The sequence below is a fragment of the Pseudomonas sp. W5-36 genome (assembly GCF_046540455.1).
Classification (GTDB): Bacteria; Pseudomonadota; Gammaproteobacteria; order Pseudomonadales; family Pseudomonadaceae; genus Aquipseudomonas; species Aquipseudomonas graminis_B.
This window is the reverse complement of record NZ_JAXCIQ010000010.1, coordinates 27,200-40,311: the sequence shown is the minus strand read 5'-3', so window position 1 is coordinate 40,311 and position 13,112 is coordinate 27,200. Positions and strand designations below refer to the sequence as shown.

Sequence of the window (13,112 nt, the reverse complement as noted above, 5' to 3'; positions counted from 1 at the left end):
CGCTCGCGGGCCCGGGTACGTTGTACACCTCTGTGTCTGGTTACATTCAAGATGGCAACACCTAGTAGAGACGGTTGCGTAAAGCGGTCATAACGCTGAACTTCTGGTTTTTAACTCGACCTGTTGCGTCCTGCAGTTCTAGGGTCAGCCTGACGCTGCGCACCGTAGCCATGCTGGCGGGCGTCGCGGTGTACGCTGTAACCGTTGTGTCCGACGCCGTATTGGCAGTACCAAACATCACCGAGAAGTCATTCACGTTATTTACGATGACAGCCCCCCCAAGAAGTAACTGCTTATTCGCAAACTGGTAGACGAGTTGGCGTATTGGAAATGCTAATTCGGTGGCGGCAGGGATGGCCGTTCCGGTCCGAGCGGTCGCTCCTGACTTGCAATCGGAGACAACGGTCCAGGTAGGAACACCACCATTATTTCCCACGTCGGCTGTTACCAGCGTCAATTTCGACGTTGCGTTATCCCACCGGACCGGCGTCATTTGCGCAGCGGCGAAGTCACTGTTGGCGCTTGAGTCTTTGACCGTCGCCAGACAGCCAAACATTCCGACCATGCGTATTTCCTGAGCCATCTTGGTGAGGATGAAACGTGCATCCTCTTGCATGACCGCCGAGGCGTTCTGTGACAGATAGGTGTTCTTGGCTGAAATGAAAATCTGAATAACACCCGCCACTATAAGCAAACCCAATAGCAGCGAGATCATGATCTCGATCAGGCCGAAGCCCATGGCGCGGTGCTTCATTGCGTCACCTTCGCGTCTATCGCCACACGACTTGTAACTTTGAAGGTCTGCAAGGCAGTTGCCGTGTTGGTGGCCCGGGCATCACTCCAGATCACAGTAATGGTGACCAACCGCTTATTTGCCGAATCCACCGCAATCGTCCCATCCCCCGTGACAGGGTCGAGAGTTCGGATATTAGTCTTGAAGTCGTAGAGGTCCTGCGTCCGCGGAACAGTCAGATTGGGACCAGAAGTCACCGCCGCCAGGGAAGTCAAACTATAGTCAGCATCAGGATTGGCACGTATGCGATCCATCATGTCGTACGCGATAAAGCTTGCCTGGCTGCTGAGCCTTGAACTGTCCGTGTATTTCAGCGCATTCAACTGGAGCGCTGCCGCACCCAACAGCCCAATGGCTAGAACAAGCAGGGCAACCAGCACCTCAATCAGCGTCGTGCCCTGTTGCCTGGAATCAATTCTGGCCTTCATCAGCAACCGCCCAACACGATACGGCCGCTCAGGCATATGTTGATCACGCGGGTGATGGTGCCGCGTGTGTAGGTGATGCTTACGGCAGCAGCCGCCGTCGGCACCGGTGCGGCCAACCCCCCCAGGTTGTTGAAGTCGATCGCAGTAGGATTTCCGCTCACTGCAAGCACTGATGCAGAGTCCATCGCTGGCAAAACTCGCAGAATGGGAATCGGCGCCGTTGCCGCAGGATCAATGGCACTCAGCTGAGTATTCCAGGCAGCACCCGCCACCGATGGCGTTACACGGATGACAGTGCCGCTGTTTATAGCCTGTTGGCGGGCGTAGTTAAGGAAACGCTGAAAGTCGCTTACTTCCGTGTCGGCCTTGGTGTTCTGAATAGCAGAGGTGAAACTTGGAATGGCGATCGCGGCGAGGATGCCGACCAACGTGATGGTCACCAGCAACTCGACCAGCGTAAAACCCCGACACCGTTTGGGCATTTAATCTCTCCTTAATGGAGAAACTATATAGCAACCGGTTGTTTCAATATTTGCCGGGGGGATGTGTGGCTGTTTTCGGCGGACGAACGCCCTGACGCGCGGCGCCGTAGCCGATCCAGGTCATTTCAGCGCCCCCAACACCCCGCCACACTGGCAGCCCCCGACATCTCGAGATTGTCGCGCTTGCCAGTGTTTTCCAGCACAAAATTCCCACACGCATCGCCCGCCATCATTCCTCCGCCAACCGGCGAAGCGGTCAGCGCGAACGTCCGCTCCTTGCGCTCAGCCCCTATCCGATAAAACCCATTCCCCATCGACACCTCATGACTAAGCGCCGGAGGCCCGCTGACGTCCGAGTATTGCCCTGCCCGTGAATGAAACCGCTCAAGCTTCTGCGCCTCTTCAACCAGCACCCCGGCGATCTCCGAGCGGCGGGTTTTCCGGATGTACTCGCTGTACTGCGGGTACGCGACGGCGGCGAGAATCGCGACGATGGCGATGGCAATCAGCAGTTCGATCAGGGTGAAGCCCCCGGTTCGTCTGCTCATTGCCGCTGCCGCCACATTACGCGGCGCTCCAGGGTGTGGATGCTTTCGAGCACGGTGCGTGAGTCGCCCTCAATGCCGATGGCCGTCACGCGGTACAGGATCCGAAACTGACCGTCTCCGCCACCGGGTGGCTGATCGGTTTGGCCGACATGCTGAATGCCGTAGAAACCACCCCGCGTTGCGACCCAATTCACACCCGACGCCCCGCCCGTTTCGCTTTTGGAAAGTGTCAGCGCTTCAGGCGGAGGCAAACATCTCGCTGGCGACGAACAGGCCGGCAGTGAAAACCCGGATGACAGGATGTTTGATTCAGCAATGCGCAGCGCTGTCTCGGCGGACTGAAACGACGCATCACGCCGCTTGAGCGTGCCCGCCACTTTTTCCTGGAGGGTGGCGTTCTGCATCGACGATGTCGCCAAAAGGGTCAGCAACAGCAGGAACACCAGGCTGACGATCAACACCGCGCCACGTTGTGGATTCATATTCATGTGATCACCCCAGCCGATTACGGAGGGCGGCAACGACGTCGATGGTCTGTTCCTGCGCCCGATCTGCGGGGTCGAACAGTGTCAGGGTCAGCCGTATGCTGCGGATCAACGAGGGTTCGGCGGTGGCCGCGTACCGCGCAACGGAGCGGTCATTGATCGAACCGGCAACGCCGAACAGCACGCTGAACGCGCGCACGTTGCTGACCAGGGGCTGGCCATTCAGCGACAGCTCATTGCGGGCCTTGTTGAAGCGATACACCTGCTTGTGAATGGGCATCGCGGTCTCATGTCCGGCGAGCCGGGGCGCCCGGCCGTTGGAGTACGCGGTGGCGGATGACACGCAGTCGGTGTGTATGACCCAGGTCGACCAGCCTCCGCCCTCCCCGGTTCCGGCGGTGGCGAGGCTCAGTGTCTGCGAGCTCGCGTCCCAGTGGATCGGCGCTTCAAACGCCTTGGAGAAGCCATTGCCGACGCTGGCGTCGTCGACTTTTCCCAAACAGCCGAACATGCCGACCAGCCGCACTTCCTGGACCATTTTGCTGAGCACGAATCGCGCGTCTTCCTGCAGGCTGGCGGACGATGTCTGACTGGCATAGCTGCTCTTTGAGCTGATGAATATCTGCGCCAAGGCCAGCGACATCACCAATCCCAACACCAGCGCCAGCATAACTTCGACGAGGCCAAAGCCTTTCTCCAAAGGCCTCATGGTCGTGCGCCCCGCTCGGCAGATACATCTGCGGTCAACGTCAGCGTCTGCTTCTGTGCGGCCTCCTGGCTGGCGCGGGAATCGTCCCACTTCAATGTAACGGTCACGCTCGATCCCGACACCGCAATGGATGCCTCGGCATCGTCACCGACCGCGCGTCTCAACTGCGTCGCGAAGTCGTACAGGTCTTGCTGGCGTGGGACGGCGAGACTGCCGGACGATGGCGCCTGACTCAGCGAAGCCAGCGCATAACTGGTGCCCGGATTGGCGCGGATTCGCTCGAGAAGATCATGGGCGATGAAACTGACGTGCATGCTGCGCATCGAGCTGTCGGTGTACTTCAGCGCGTTGAGCTGCAGCATCGCCACACCCAATACGCCAACGCTGAAGATCAGCAGCGCAACCAGCACTTCGATCAATGTCATCCCTGATTGCATCGCCTTCCCTGCCATCGCCCACCTCTGCCGTCCGCTGTGCAGGGACCAGTGAAGTCGATGCGCAGCGGTTTGCCCGGAGGATGTGTAACGGCGGCTTGCGGACATACCGGCTGACAATCGAACCGGTTGTCAGCGCAACGGAGCGGGTGTTTGCTTGAGCGCCGAACTCAACGGAAGACGCTCGTGAAACAGCAAGGATTGACGCTGATTGAACTGCTGGCAGGGTTGGTGATTGTGGGTATCGTCGCGACGCTCGCGATCCCCGCCTTCGGGCAGTTGATCGACTCACAACGACGTCAGGACACGGCTCAGCAACTGGCCAGCGGGCTGCGAATGGCTCGCACAGAGGCGATTCTGCGCAGTCAGCCAGTGGTGATACAGGCCCTTGAAAAGGACTGGAGCCGAGGCTGGAACGTGTTCGTCGACAGCAACCGCAACCAGCTCAGAGACGAGGGTGAGCTGTCGCTGGCCGAGTTCGCCAGCCACCGTGACGTCAGGGTGGTGGGCAACAGCAAAGTGGCCGTGCGCATTGGTTTCGATAACACGGGGCGGCTGCTGAACAACGCTAACGGGACACTGGCGGTGTGCCTCAGAGACGCACCTGCCAGTCGCTACCAGTTGGTGATTGCGGTGACCGGCAGGGTCACGCTGCGATCCGAGGGATTCAGCAGCGAGCCCTGCGCATGATGCGGTTACGGAGTGACCGGATTACAGCAGCGACTTGACGCGCAATTCCTTGGGCATCGAGAAGGTGATGTTTTCTTCGCGCCCGGCCAGCTCGTCTTCGCCGGTCGCACCCCAGGCGTGCAGCTGCTGGATCACGCCACGCACCAGCACCTCGGGCGCCGAAGCACCGGCGGTAATGCCGATGCGGCCCACGCCGTCGAACCAGCTGCGCTGCATGTCTTCGGCACCATCGATCAGATAGGCAGGGGTCGACATGCGTTCAGCCAGTTCACGCAGGCGATTGGAGTTGGAGCTGTTCGGGCTGCCGACCACCAGCACCACGTCGCACTCATCGGCAAGGACCTTGACCGCATCCTGACGGTTTTGCGTGGCGTAACAGATGTCGTCCTTGCGCGGGCCACCAATGGCCGGGAATCGTGTGCGCAGGGCGTCGATGACCCGGCTGGTGTCGTCCATCGACAGCGTCGTCTGGGTCACGAAGGCAAGGTTCTCAGGATTGCTCACCTGGAGGTTGGCGACGTCTGCTTCGTCTTCGACCAGATAAATCGCGCCGCCATTGCTGGCGTCGTACTGCCCCATCGTCCCCTCGACCTCAGGGTGGCCGGCGTGCCCAATGAGGATGCACTCGCGGCCATCACGGCTGTAGCGCGCGACCTCGATATGCACTTTGGTCACCAGCGGACAGGTGGCGTCGAACACCTTCAGGCCGCGACCTGCCGCCTCGGTGCGCACCGCCTGCGACACGCCGTGGGCGCTGAAGATCACGATGACGTCATCCGGCACCTGCTCGAGCTCTTCGACGAAGATCGCGCCACGGCTGCGCAGGTCTTCGACGACGAATTTGTTATGAACCACTTCATGACGCACGTAGATCGGCGGGCCAAACACTTCTAGCGCGCGATTGACGATTTCGATCGCACGGTCCACCCCGGCGCAGAAGCCACGTGGGTTGGCGAGTTTGATTTGCATGATGTGCCTCGTGTCTACGCGCAATGAAACATATAAACGAAAAGGCCCCGAACAGTGCCGGGGCCAGGCGCTCTGGCGATGCTCAGAGTGCCTTCACCTCGAAAATTTCCACTTCGAAGGTCAACGTCTTGCCCGCCAGCGGATGGTTGAAATCGACGGTGACCTGATCATCGTCCATCGATTTCACCACGCCCGGCAGCTCGGTGTTCGCCGCATCGTTGAAGATCACCAGCAGCCCTTCCGACAGCTCCATATTCTGGAACTGCGAACGGGGCATGACCTGCAGATTTTGCGGGTTCGGCTGACCGAAAGCGTTTTCCGGCGGCACTTGAAGCGTGCGTTTGTCACCGGCTTTGAAGCCAAAGATCAGCGCCTCAAAGCCCGGAAGCAGGCTGCCATCGCCGACCTTGAAGGTCGCCGGCGCCTTGTCAAACGTGCTGTCGACGGTGTCGCCGTTTTCCAGGTGCAGCGCGAAATGCAGGGTGACTTCCGTGTTCTGACCGATGCGTGTTTCCTGAGTAGCCTGTTCGGTCATCAACTGATCAGTCATTGACGGTCTCTCCGGTTTTCTTGCTCTTGAACATGTCCAGAGCCAGCATGATCGCGCCAACGGTAATGGCGCTGTCCGCAACATTGAAGGCCGGGAAGCCGTGTTCTTTCCAATGCACGAATATGAAGTCTATGACATGGCCGATGAAGATTCGGTCATACAGATTGCCGAGCGCCCCGCCCAATATCAGGGCAAGGGCAATCGCCAGCCAGGTTTCGTCGCGCCCGAGCCGCTTGAGCCAGACCACCAGCACCCCACTCACCACGACCGCGATCAGCGCAAACAACCAGCGCTGCCAGCCGGAACTGTCGGCCAGGAAGCTGAACGCAGCGCCAGTGTTGTAGGCCAGCATCCAGCTGAAGTAGTCAGGAAGGATGACGATCTGCTCGTACAACTCCAGGCGGTTTTCGAAGTAGAACTTGCTGGCCTGGTCAATGACCACCACCAGCACGCTCAACCACAACCAACCCAGTCGGCCCATACGGCCAGCCGATGCATTAGGCATAGTGACGAACCTCGCCTGCGCCGCTGATGTTGTCGACGCAACGACCGCAGATTTCCGGATGCTCCGGATTGACCCCGACATCCTCGCGGTGATGCCAGCAGCGCGCGCACTTGGCGTGGCCGGATTTGACGACCTTGAGTTTCAAACCAGCCACTTCGGTGACCACCGCATCGGCAGGCGCGCTGACGAAAGGCGCGACGCTGGCCGTTGAGGTGATCAGCACGAAGCGCAACTCATTGCTCAGCTTGGACAGATCCGCCACCAGCGCGTCTTCGGCGTACAGCGTGACTTCGGCTTGCAAGTTGCCGCCAATGGCCTTGGCCGCGCGCAGGTTTTCCATTTCCTTGTTGACCGCCACCTTCACCGCCATGATCCGCTCCCAGTAGGCGCGATCAAGCTCGAAGCCTTCAGGCAGTTCGCTGAGCTCGGTATACCAGGTGTTGAGCATGACCGACTCGTTACGCTCGCCCGGCAAGTACTGCCACAGCTCATCGGCGGTGAACGCCAGGATCGGTGCGATCCAGCGAACCAGCGCTTCGGAGATGTGGAACAGCGCAGTCTGGCAAGAGCGGCGCGCCGTGCTGTTGGCACCGGTGGTGTACTGGCGGTCCTTGATGATGTCCAGATAGAAGCCACCCAATTCCTGAACGCAGAAGTTGTGCACCTTCGAGTAGACGTTCCAGAACCGATATTCGCCGTAGTGCTCTTCCAGTTCACGCTGCAACAGCAGGGCGCGATCCACCGCCCAGCGGTCCAGCGCCAGCATCTCTTCGGCTGGCAGCAAGTCGGTGGCCGGGTTGAAGCCGGTCAGGTTCGAGAGCAGGAAGCGCGCGGTGTTGCGGATGCGTCGATACGCATCTGCGCTGCGCTGCAGAATGGTGTTGGAAACGGCCATTTCGCCGGAGTAATCGGTCGCCGAAACCCACAGGCGCATGATGTCCGCGCCCAGTGTGTCGTTGACGGTCTGCGGCGCGATGACGTTGCCCAGCGACTTGGACATCTTGCGGCCGTTCTCGTCCACGGTGAAACCGTGGGTGAGCAATTCACGGTACGGCGCGTGATTGTCGATGGCGCAACCGGTCAGCAGCGACGAGTGGAACCAGCCGCGATGCTGGTCCGAGCCTTCGAGGTAAAGGTCGGCGCGTGGACCGCTTTCGTGGCCCATCGGGTGGGAGCCGCGAAGGACGTGCCAGTGCGTGGTGCCTGAATCGAACCAGACGTCCAGAGTGTCGGAGATCTTGTCGTAGTGCGGCGCTTCGTCACCCAGCAGCTCGGCAGCGTCCATCTTGAACCAGGCTTCGATGCCTTCCTGCTCGACGCGCTGAGCGACTTCTTCCATCAGCTCAACGGTGCGCGGGTGCAGCTCGCCGCTTTCCTTGTTCAGGAAAAACGGGATCGGCACGCCCCAGTTGCGCTGACGGGAGATGCACCAGTCAGGACGGTTGGCGATCATCGAGTGCAGGCGCGCCTGCCCCCATGCCGGGACGAATTTGGTTTCTTCGATGGCCTTCACGGCGCGGTTGCGCAGGGTGTCACCCGACGTCGGCTGCTTGTCCATGCCGACGAACCACTGCGCGGTGGCGCGGTAGATCAGCGGCGTCTTGTGGCGCCAGCAGTGCATGTAGCTGTGGGTGATGGTTTCGGTGTGCAGCAACGCGCCGACTTCGGTCAGCTTGTCGATGATTGGCTGGTTGGCCTTGAAGATGAACTGGCCACCGAAGAACTCCAGCGACGGGCTGTACACGCCGTTGCTCTGCACCGGACTGATGATGTCGTCGTTGGTCAGGCCGTAGCTTTTGCAGATCACGAAGTCGTCGACGCCATAGGCCGGCGAGCAGTGAACGACACCGGTGCCCGCGCCCAGCTCGACATAGTCGGCCAGATAGATGGGCGAAAGACGATCGTAGAACGGATGACGGAAATTGATCAGCTCGAGCGCCGAACCTTCGGCCGTCGCCAGCACCGAACCTTCAAGGTTCCATCGCTTCAGGCAGGGCTCAACCAGCTCTTCAGCCAGCACCAGCAGGCGCTCGCCGGTATCGACCAGTGCGTAGGTGAATTCCGGGTGAACGTTGAGCGCCTGGTTTGCCGGGATGGTCCACGGGGTGGTGGTCCAGATCACGATGGCAGCAGGTTTGCCCAGACTTGGCAGACCGAAGGCGGCAGCCAGCTTGTCGGCATCGGCCACCGGGAAGGCGACGTCGATGGTGGACGATTTCTTGTCCTGATATTCAACTTCCGCTTCAGCCAATGCAGAGCCGCAATCGAAACACCAGTTGACCGGCTTCAGGCCCTTGAAGACGAAGCCGTTCTTGACCATCTCAGCCAACGCGCGGATTTCACCGGCTTCGTTGGCGAAGTCCATGGTGCGGTACGGGTTGTCCCAGTCGCCCAGCACACCCAGACGGATGAACTCGGCTTTCTGCCCTTCGATCTGCTCGGCCGCGTAGGCCCGGCACAGTTCCCGGGTCTTGTCCGCAGGCAGGTTCTTGCCGTGGGTGACTTCGACCTTGTGCTCGATCGGCAGGCCGTGGCAATCCCAGCCCGGGACATAAGGCGCGTCGAAGCCGGAAAGGGTCTTCGAGCGAACGATCATGTCCTTGAGAATCTTGTTGACCGCATGACCGATGTGGATATTGCCGTTGGCGTACGGAGGCCCGTCGTGCAGCACGAACTTGGGCCGATCCTTGCCAATTTCGCGCAGCTTCTGGTACAGGCCAATGCTGTCCCAGCGCTGCAGAGTTTGCGGCTCGCGCTGGGGCAGGCCGGCCTTCATCGGGAAGGCGGTGTCCGGAAGATTAAGCGTGGCTTTGTAGTCGGTCATTTCAGGCTCTAAAGTTTAGCGGTTGGTCGTGCCAGTGGGCACGAGCGGCAGCGACATCCGCATCGATCGCCGTCTTGAGCGCCTCAAGGGAGGCAAAGCGCTGCTCATCACGCAGCTTGTGGTGGAATACCACCGTCAAACGCCGGCCATAGATATCGCCGGTAAAATCCAGAAGGTGAATCTCCAGATGGGGACGTCCATCGCCCGCCACGCTGGGACGCACGCCAATGTTGGCGACGCCCGGCCATACCTTGCCATCGATCTGCGCGCTGACCAGGTAGACACCGGTCAATGGCACGCGACGACGTTTGAGTTGCACGTTGGCCGTGGGCGTACCCAACTGACGCGCCAGTTTCTGGCCATGCAGTACGCGGCCAGAGATTTCGAACGGGCGGCCCAGTAAATGCTCGGCCAGGGTGAAGTCTGCGGCGGCCAACGCGGTGCGCACCTTGGTGCTGCTGACGCGGACGCCATCGATTTCAACGGTCTGCGCCGCTTCGACGGTGAAGCCCTTTTCGGCGCCGACTGTTTGCAGGAAATCGAAATCGCCCACGCGGTCACAGCCAAAACGGAAGTCGTCACCCACCTCCAGGTGTTTCACACCCAGGCCATCGATGAGCACGGTGTCGACAAACTCGGATGCACTGAGCTTGCTGAAGCGCTGATTGAAGGCCAGGCACAACACCAGATCAACGCCCTCGCCAGCCAGCAGATCGAGCTTGTCGCGCAGCCGGGCCAGACGGGCCGGCGCAGTGTCGGGAGCGAAGAACTCACGCGGTTGCGGTTCGAAAATCACTACACAGCTGGGCAGGCCCAGCTCGACGGCGCGTTCACGCAGTCTCGCCAGGATAGCCTGATGACCCCGGTGTACACCGTCGAAATTGCCAATGGTGGCGACGCAGCCCCGGTGCTGCGGGCGCAGATTGTGAAGGCCTCGAACCAGCTGCATAACGCGCTTCTTGCTCATAAAGTGGCCGATTATAACCACACACCGCCGTCTACGACAGGCGACACATCCGGGCAAACCACAACAATCGACGTTAACCGGCAGAAAACGACGACTGATCCTACAGGATCGCCTTGCGAGCGAAATGCCTGACCCGGAAACCCAGCAACAGCAAAGTGCCGAAATACGTCACGACACCTGCCAGTACCAGCGCGCCGAGGCGCAGGAATCGCTGCAGCATCTCGCCGTCTGACCAAGCGGGCATCACATGCATCAGGCCCAGCAGCACGGCGGACATCGCCACCACCGCGATAATCAGCTTGCCCAGGAACATCGGCCAACCCGGCTGCGGCTGAAACAGGTCCTGCTTGCGCAACTGCCAGAACAACAGCAACGCATTGAGGCAAGCCCCGACACTGATCGCGAGCGCTAAACCGGCGTGTGCCAGATGGATGACATAGACGAAAAGCACATTGAACAGCTGAGTCACTATGAGGGTGAAGATCGCGATTTTCACCGGCGTGCGGATATTTTGTTGAGCATAAAAGCCCGGCGCGAGCACCTTGATCACGATGATGCCCAGCAGTCCCACCGAGTACGCGACCAGCGCACGCTGGGTCATCGCAGCATCCACGGCGTCGAACTTGCCGTACTGGAACAGCGAAACTGTTAGCGGCTCGGCAAGCAGCCCGAGCGCCAGGGTGCACGGCAGCACCAACAGGAAACACAAGCGCAGGCCCCAGTCGAGAATCCGCGAATATTCATGGCGATCCCGGCTGGCGTAGGTTTTCGAGAGGATAGGCAGCAAAATCGTCCCCAACGCCACGCCGAGCACCCCGGAAGGCAGTTCCATCAGGCGGTCGGCGTAATACATCCAAGACACGGAACCGGCGACAAGAAACGAGGCGAATATGGTGTTGATGATCAGCGAAATCTGACTGACGGACACCCCGAGCATGGCCGGCAGCATCTGCTTCATCACCCGCCAGACACCGGTGTCGCGCAGGTTGAGTCGCGGCAGCACCAGCATGCCGATCTTTTTCAGGTGCGGCAGCTGATAAAGAAGCTGCAGCAAACCGCCCGCCAGCACAGCCCAGCCCAGCGCCATCACGGGCGGGTGGAAATAGGGCGTAAGGAACAGGGCGAAGAAGATCATCGCCAGATTGAGCAGCGTCGGCACGAACGCCGGTACGGAGAAGCGATTCCACGTGTTGAGGATCGCGCCGGCCAGTGATGACAGAGAAATGAGCAATATATAAGGAAAGGTCACCCGCAGCAGGTCCGAGGTCAGCTGAAACTTCTCCGGCGTATCGGCAAAACCCGGCGCGGTGGCCCAGATGACCCACGGGGCAAATACGACGCCCAGCACCGTGACGATCGCCAGGGCCAAGGTCAGCAGGCCGGTGACATACGCGACAAATGTGCGGGTTGCCTCTTCGCCCTGCTGGCTCTTGTACTCCGCCAGGATGGGAACGAAGGCCTGGGAAAAAGCGCCCTCGGCAAAGATCCGGCGCAGCAGATTGGGCAGCTTGAAGGCGATAAAGAAGGCGTCAGTGGCCATGCCGGCACCGAAAGCGCGCGCGATGATGGTGTCGCGGACAAAGCCCAGCACCCGCGAAAGCATCGTAATAGAGCTCACGGCGGCAAGCGATTTGAGTAGATTCATCGAAAGGTTATACGCCTGACCAAAGGAAGCGCCAAAGCGCGTTCCATATATGCGATACTCCGCGCCGCAAAACAGCTCAGAGCCAAAGCCCGCGAGTTTACAGGTCGCACGCCGGAAAGAAATCACCTCGGCACCACACTGCGACCACTCAGCGGAACGCATCAACTGCCCTTGACAAGTGTCAAACTCATCGGCATGATTCGCGGCCTATTTTGTTAGCTATTTCCCAAGTCTTTCGAGGAGCTCGACGGTGGCCAACACACCTTCCGCCAAAAAACGTGCAAAACAGGCTGAGAAGCGTCGCAGCCACAACGCCAGCATGCGTTCCATGGTTCGTACCTACATCAAGAATGTAGTTAAAGCCATCGACGCTAAAGACGCTGAAAAAGCGCAAGCTGCTTATGTTCTGGCTGTGCCAGTTATCGACCGTATGGCCGATAAAGGCATCATCCACAAGAACAAAGCTGCTCGCCATAAAGGTCGCCTGAATGGCCACATCAAGGCTCTGAACCTTGCTGCTGCAGCCTAAGCGATTCGCTTTTTAAAAAACCGACCCCAGGGTCGGTTTTTTATTGCCTTCGATTTGCCTCTGCAGCTTCAAGGTGCCGGCGCAGGTGTCCATGGCAGGATCGGGATCGCGGTCACGGCATTCTGCGGACTGCCCTCGATCACCTTGTCGCTGTAAACGAGGTACACCAGCGTATTGCGCTTCTTGTCGAGGAATCGCACGACCTGCATCGTCTTGAACACCAGCGAAGTTCGCTCCTTGAACACTTCGTCGCCATCCTTCAATTGCTCCTTGAAGTGAATGGGACCGACCTGCCGGCACGCGATGGACGCTTCGGCACGATCTTCAGCCAGGCCCAGACCACCCTTCACCCCACCGGTTTTCGCGCGAGACAGATAGCACGTCACACCGTCGACCTTGGGGTCGTCGAATGCTTCGACCACAATCCGATCGTTAGGACCGACCATCTTGAACACAGTAGATACCTGGCCGATCTCTTCAGCCGATGCCAGCAACGGCAACATCAGCAACGCGCCTACCAGCCCTTTCATGACTCGCATGTATGCTTCCTTCTT

16 protein-coding genes are annotated in these 13,112 nt (G+C 59.6%); 2 read left to right on the top strand and 14 right to left on the bottom strand.

The window, feature by feature from the left end; genetic code table 11:
- Positions 1-61 precede the first annotated feature (61 nt).
- The 7 genes from SLW74_RS16995 to pilV (SLW74_RS16965) form a co-directional block, all read right to left on the bottom strand.
- On the bottom strand, positions 62-754 hold the full coding sequence (locus tag SLW74_RS16995) for a PilW family protein (protein ID WP_410929579.1): 693 nt from the start codon (positions 752-754) through the stop codon (positions 62-64).
- Positions 751-1,221, bottom strand: a complete 471-nt coding sequence (gene pilV / locus SLW74_RS16990) for a type IV pilus modification protein PilV (protein ID WP_410929578.1) — start codon at positions 1,219-1,221, stop codon at positions 751-753. Before pilV (SLW74_RS16990) ends, SLW74_RS16995 begins: the two co-directional genes overlap by 4 nt.
- Positions 1,221-1,703, bottom strand: a complete 483-nt coding sequence (locus SLW74_RS16985) for a GspH/FimT family pseudopilin (protein WP_192133149.1) — start codon at positions 1,701-1,703, stop codon at positions 1,221-1,223. The genes pilV (SLW74_RS16990) and SLW74_RS16985 overlap by 1 nt, the downstream gene beginning before the upstream one ends.
- A 125-nt stretch (positions 1,704-1,828) precedes the next feature.
- The gene (locus SLW74_RS16980; protein ID WP_410929577.1) at positions 1,829-2,251 is read right to left on the bottom strand and encodes a type IV pilin protein; all 423 of its coding nucleotides are present in this window, start codon (positions 2,249-2,251) and stop codon (positions 1,829-1,831) included.
- Positions 2,248-2,739 (bottom strand): PilX N-terminal domain-containing pilus assembly protein, encoded by a 492-nt coding sequence (locus tag SLW74_RS16975; RefSeq protein ID WP_410929576.1) that lies wholly within the window; start codon positions 2,737-2,739, stop codon positions 2,248-2,250. The genes SLW74_RS16980 and SLW74_RS16975 overlap by 4 nt, the downstream gene beginning before the upstream one ends.
- Before the next feature lie 4 nt (positions 2,740-2,743).
- The gene (locus tag SLW74_RS16970) at positions 2,744-3,445 is read right to left on the bottom strand and encodes a PilW family protein (protein WP_410929575.1); all 702 of its coding nucleotides are present in this window, start codon (positions 3,443-3,445) and stop codon (positions 2,744-2,746) included.
- A complete protein-coding gene (gene pilV, locus SLW74_RS16965; protein WP_410929574.1) occupies positions 3,442-3,882 on the bottom strand; it encodes a type IV pilus modification protein PilV in 441 nt (146 codons plus the stop codon). Before pilV (SLW74_RS16965) ends, SLW74_RS16970 begins: the two co-directional genes overlap by 4 nt.
- Before the next feature lie 183 nt (positions 3,883-4,065).
- Between pilV (SLW74_RS16965) and SLW74_RS16960 the strand changes: the two genes are divergently transcribed.
- Positions 4,066-4,569 carry a GspH/FimT family pseudopilin gene (locus SLW74_RS16960; RefSeq protein ID WP_065987670.1) on the top strand — a complete coding sequence of 168 codons (504 nt, stop codon included), beginning with the start codon at positions 4,066-4,068 and terminating at the stop codon, positions 4,567-4,569.
- A 21-nt stretch (positions 4,570-4,590) separates the two neighbouring features.
- Here the strand turns inward: SLW74_RS16960 and ispH are convergent, their stop codons facing one another.
- The 6 genes from ispH to murJ form a co-directional block, all read right to left on the bottom strand.
- Positions 4,591-5,538 carry a 4-hydroxy-3-methylbut-2-enyl diphosphate reductase gene (gene ispH / locus SLW74_RS16955; protein ID WP_122535361.1) on the bottom strand — a complete coding sequence of 316 codons (948 nt, stop codon included), beginning with the start codon at positions 5,536-5,538 and terminating at the stop codon, positions 4,591-4,593.
- Between the two features lie 82 nt (positions 5,539-5,620).
- Positions 5,621-6,073 carry an FKBP-type peptidyl-prolyl cis-trans isomerase gene (gene fkpB / locus SLW74_RS16950; protein ID WP_065987706.1) on the bottom strand — a complete coding sequence of 151 codons (453 nt, stop codon included), beginning with the start codon at positions 6,071-6,073 and terminating at the stop codon, positions 5,621-5,623.
- A gap of 7 nt (positions 6,074-6,080) precedes the next feature.
- The gene (gene lspA, locus SLW74_RS16945; protein WP_065987672.1) at positions 6,081-6,593 is read right to left on the bottom strand and encodes a signal peptidase II; all 513 of its coding nucleotides are present in this window, start codon (positions 6,591-6,593) and stop codon (positions 6,081-6,083) included.
- Complete coding sequence (gene ileS / locus SLW74_RS16940; RefSeq protein WP_369318906.1) at positions 6,586-9,417, bottom strand: isoleucine--tRNA ligase; 2,832 nt, start codon at positions 9,415-9,417, stop codon at positions 6,586-6,588. The genes lspA and ileS overlap by 8 nt, the downstream gene beginning before the upstream one ends.
- A 1-nt stretch (position 9,418) precedes the next feature.
- Entirely contained in the window at positions 9,419-10,366 is a 948-nt protein-coding gene (gene ribF, locus SLW74_RS16935; protein WP_369318905.1) for a bifunctional riboflavin kinase/FAD synthetase, read from the bottom strand.
- A 118-nt stretch (positions 10,367-10,484) separates the two neighbouring features.
- A complete protein-coding gene (murJ, locus tag SLW74_RS16930; protein ID WP_296310843.1) occupies positions 10,485-12,029 on the bottom strand; it encodes a murein biosynthesis integral membrane protein MurJ in 1,545 nt (514 codons plus the stop codon).
- A 250-nt stretch (positions 12,030-12,279) separates the two neighbouring features.
- On the opposite strand from murJ, the gene rpsT reads away from it, so the two are divergent.
- Positions 12,280-12,558 carry a 30S ribosomal protein S20 gene (rpsT, locus tag SLW74_RS16925; protein WP_037015424.1) on the top strand — a complete coding sequence of 93 codons (279 nt, stop codon included), beginning with the start codon at positions 12,280-12,282 and terminating at the stop codon, positions 12,556-12,558.
- 68 nt (positions 12,559-12,626) lie between these two features.
- Here the strand turns inward: rpsT and SLW74_RS16920 are convergent, their stop codons facing one another.
- Complete coding sequence (locus SLW74_RS16920) at positions 12,627-13,097, bottom strand: CreA family protein (RefSeq protein ID WP_108118986.1); 471 nt, start codon at positions 13,095-13,097, stop codon at positions 12,627-12,629.
- Between the last annotated feature and the right edge of the window lie 15 nt (positions 13,098-13,112).

Excerpts from the sequence above, each read along its gene's own strand:
- SLW74_RS16995 (WP_410929579.1), bottom strand. The coding sequence starts at position 754 with ATGAAGCACCGCGCCATGGGCTTCGGCCTGATCGAGATCATGATCTCG.
- pilV (WP_410929578.1), bottom strand. The coding sequence starts at position 1,221 with ATGAAGGCCAGAATTGATTCCAGGCAACAGGGCACGACGCTGATTGAG.
- SLW74_RS16985 (WP_192133149.1), bottom strand. The coding sequence starts at position 1,703 with ATGCCCAAACGGTGTCGGGGTTTTACGCTGGTCGAGTTGCTGGTGACC.
- SLW74_RS16980 (WP_410929577.1), bottom strand. The coding sequence starts at position 2,251 with ATGAGCAGACGAACCGGGGGCTTCACCCTGATCGAACTGCTGATTGCC.
- SLW74_RS16975 (WP_410929576.1), bottom strand. The coding sequence starts at position 2,739 with ATGAATATGAATCCACAACGTGGCGCGGTGTTGATCGTCAGCCTGGTG.
- SLW74_RS16970 (WP_410929575.1), bottom strand. The coding sequence starts at position 3,445 with ATGAGGCCTTTGGAGAAAGGCTTTGGCCTCGTCGAAGTTATGCTGGCG.
- pilV (WP_410929574.1), bottom strand. The coding sequence starts at position 3,882 with ATGCAATCAGGGATGACATTGATCGAAGTGCTGGTTGCGCTGCTGATC.
- ispH (WP_122535361.1), bottom strand. The coding sequence starts at position 5,538 with ATGCAAATCAAACTCGCCAACCCACGTGGCTTCTGCGCCGGGGTGGAC.
- fkpB (WP_065987706.1), bottom strand. The coding sequence starts at position 6,073 with ATGACCGAACAGGCTACTCAGGAAACACGCATCGGTCAGAACACGGAA.
- lspA (WP_065987672.1), bottom strand. The coding sequence starts at position 6,593 with ATGCCTAATGCATCGGCTGGCCGTATGGGCCGACTGGGTTGGTTGTGG.
- ileS (WP_369318906.1), bottom strand. The coding sequence starts at position 9,417 with ATGACCGACTACAAAGCCACGCTTAATCTTCCGGACACCGCCTTCCCG.
- ribF (WP_369318905.1), bottom strand. The coding sequence starts at position 10,366 with ATGCAGCTGGTTCGAGGCCTTCACAATCTGCGCCCGCAGCACCGGGGC.
- murJ (WP_296310843.1), bottom strand. The coding sequence starts at position 12,029 with ATGAATCTACTCAAATCGCTTGCCGCCGTGAGCTCTATTACGATGCTT.
- SLW74_RS16920 (WP_108118986.1), bottom strand. The coding sequence starts at position 13,097 with ATGCGAGTCATGAAAGGGCTGGTAGGCGCGTTGCTGATGTTGCCGTTG.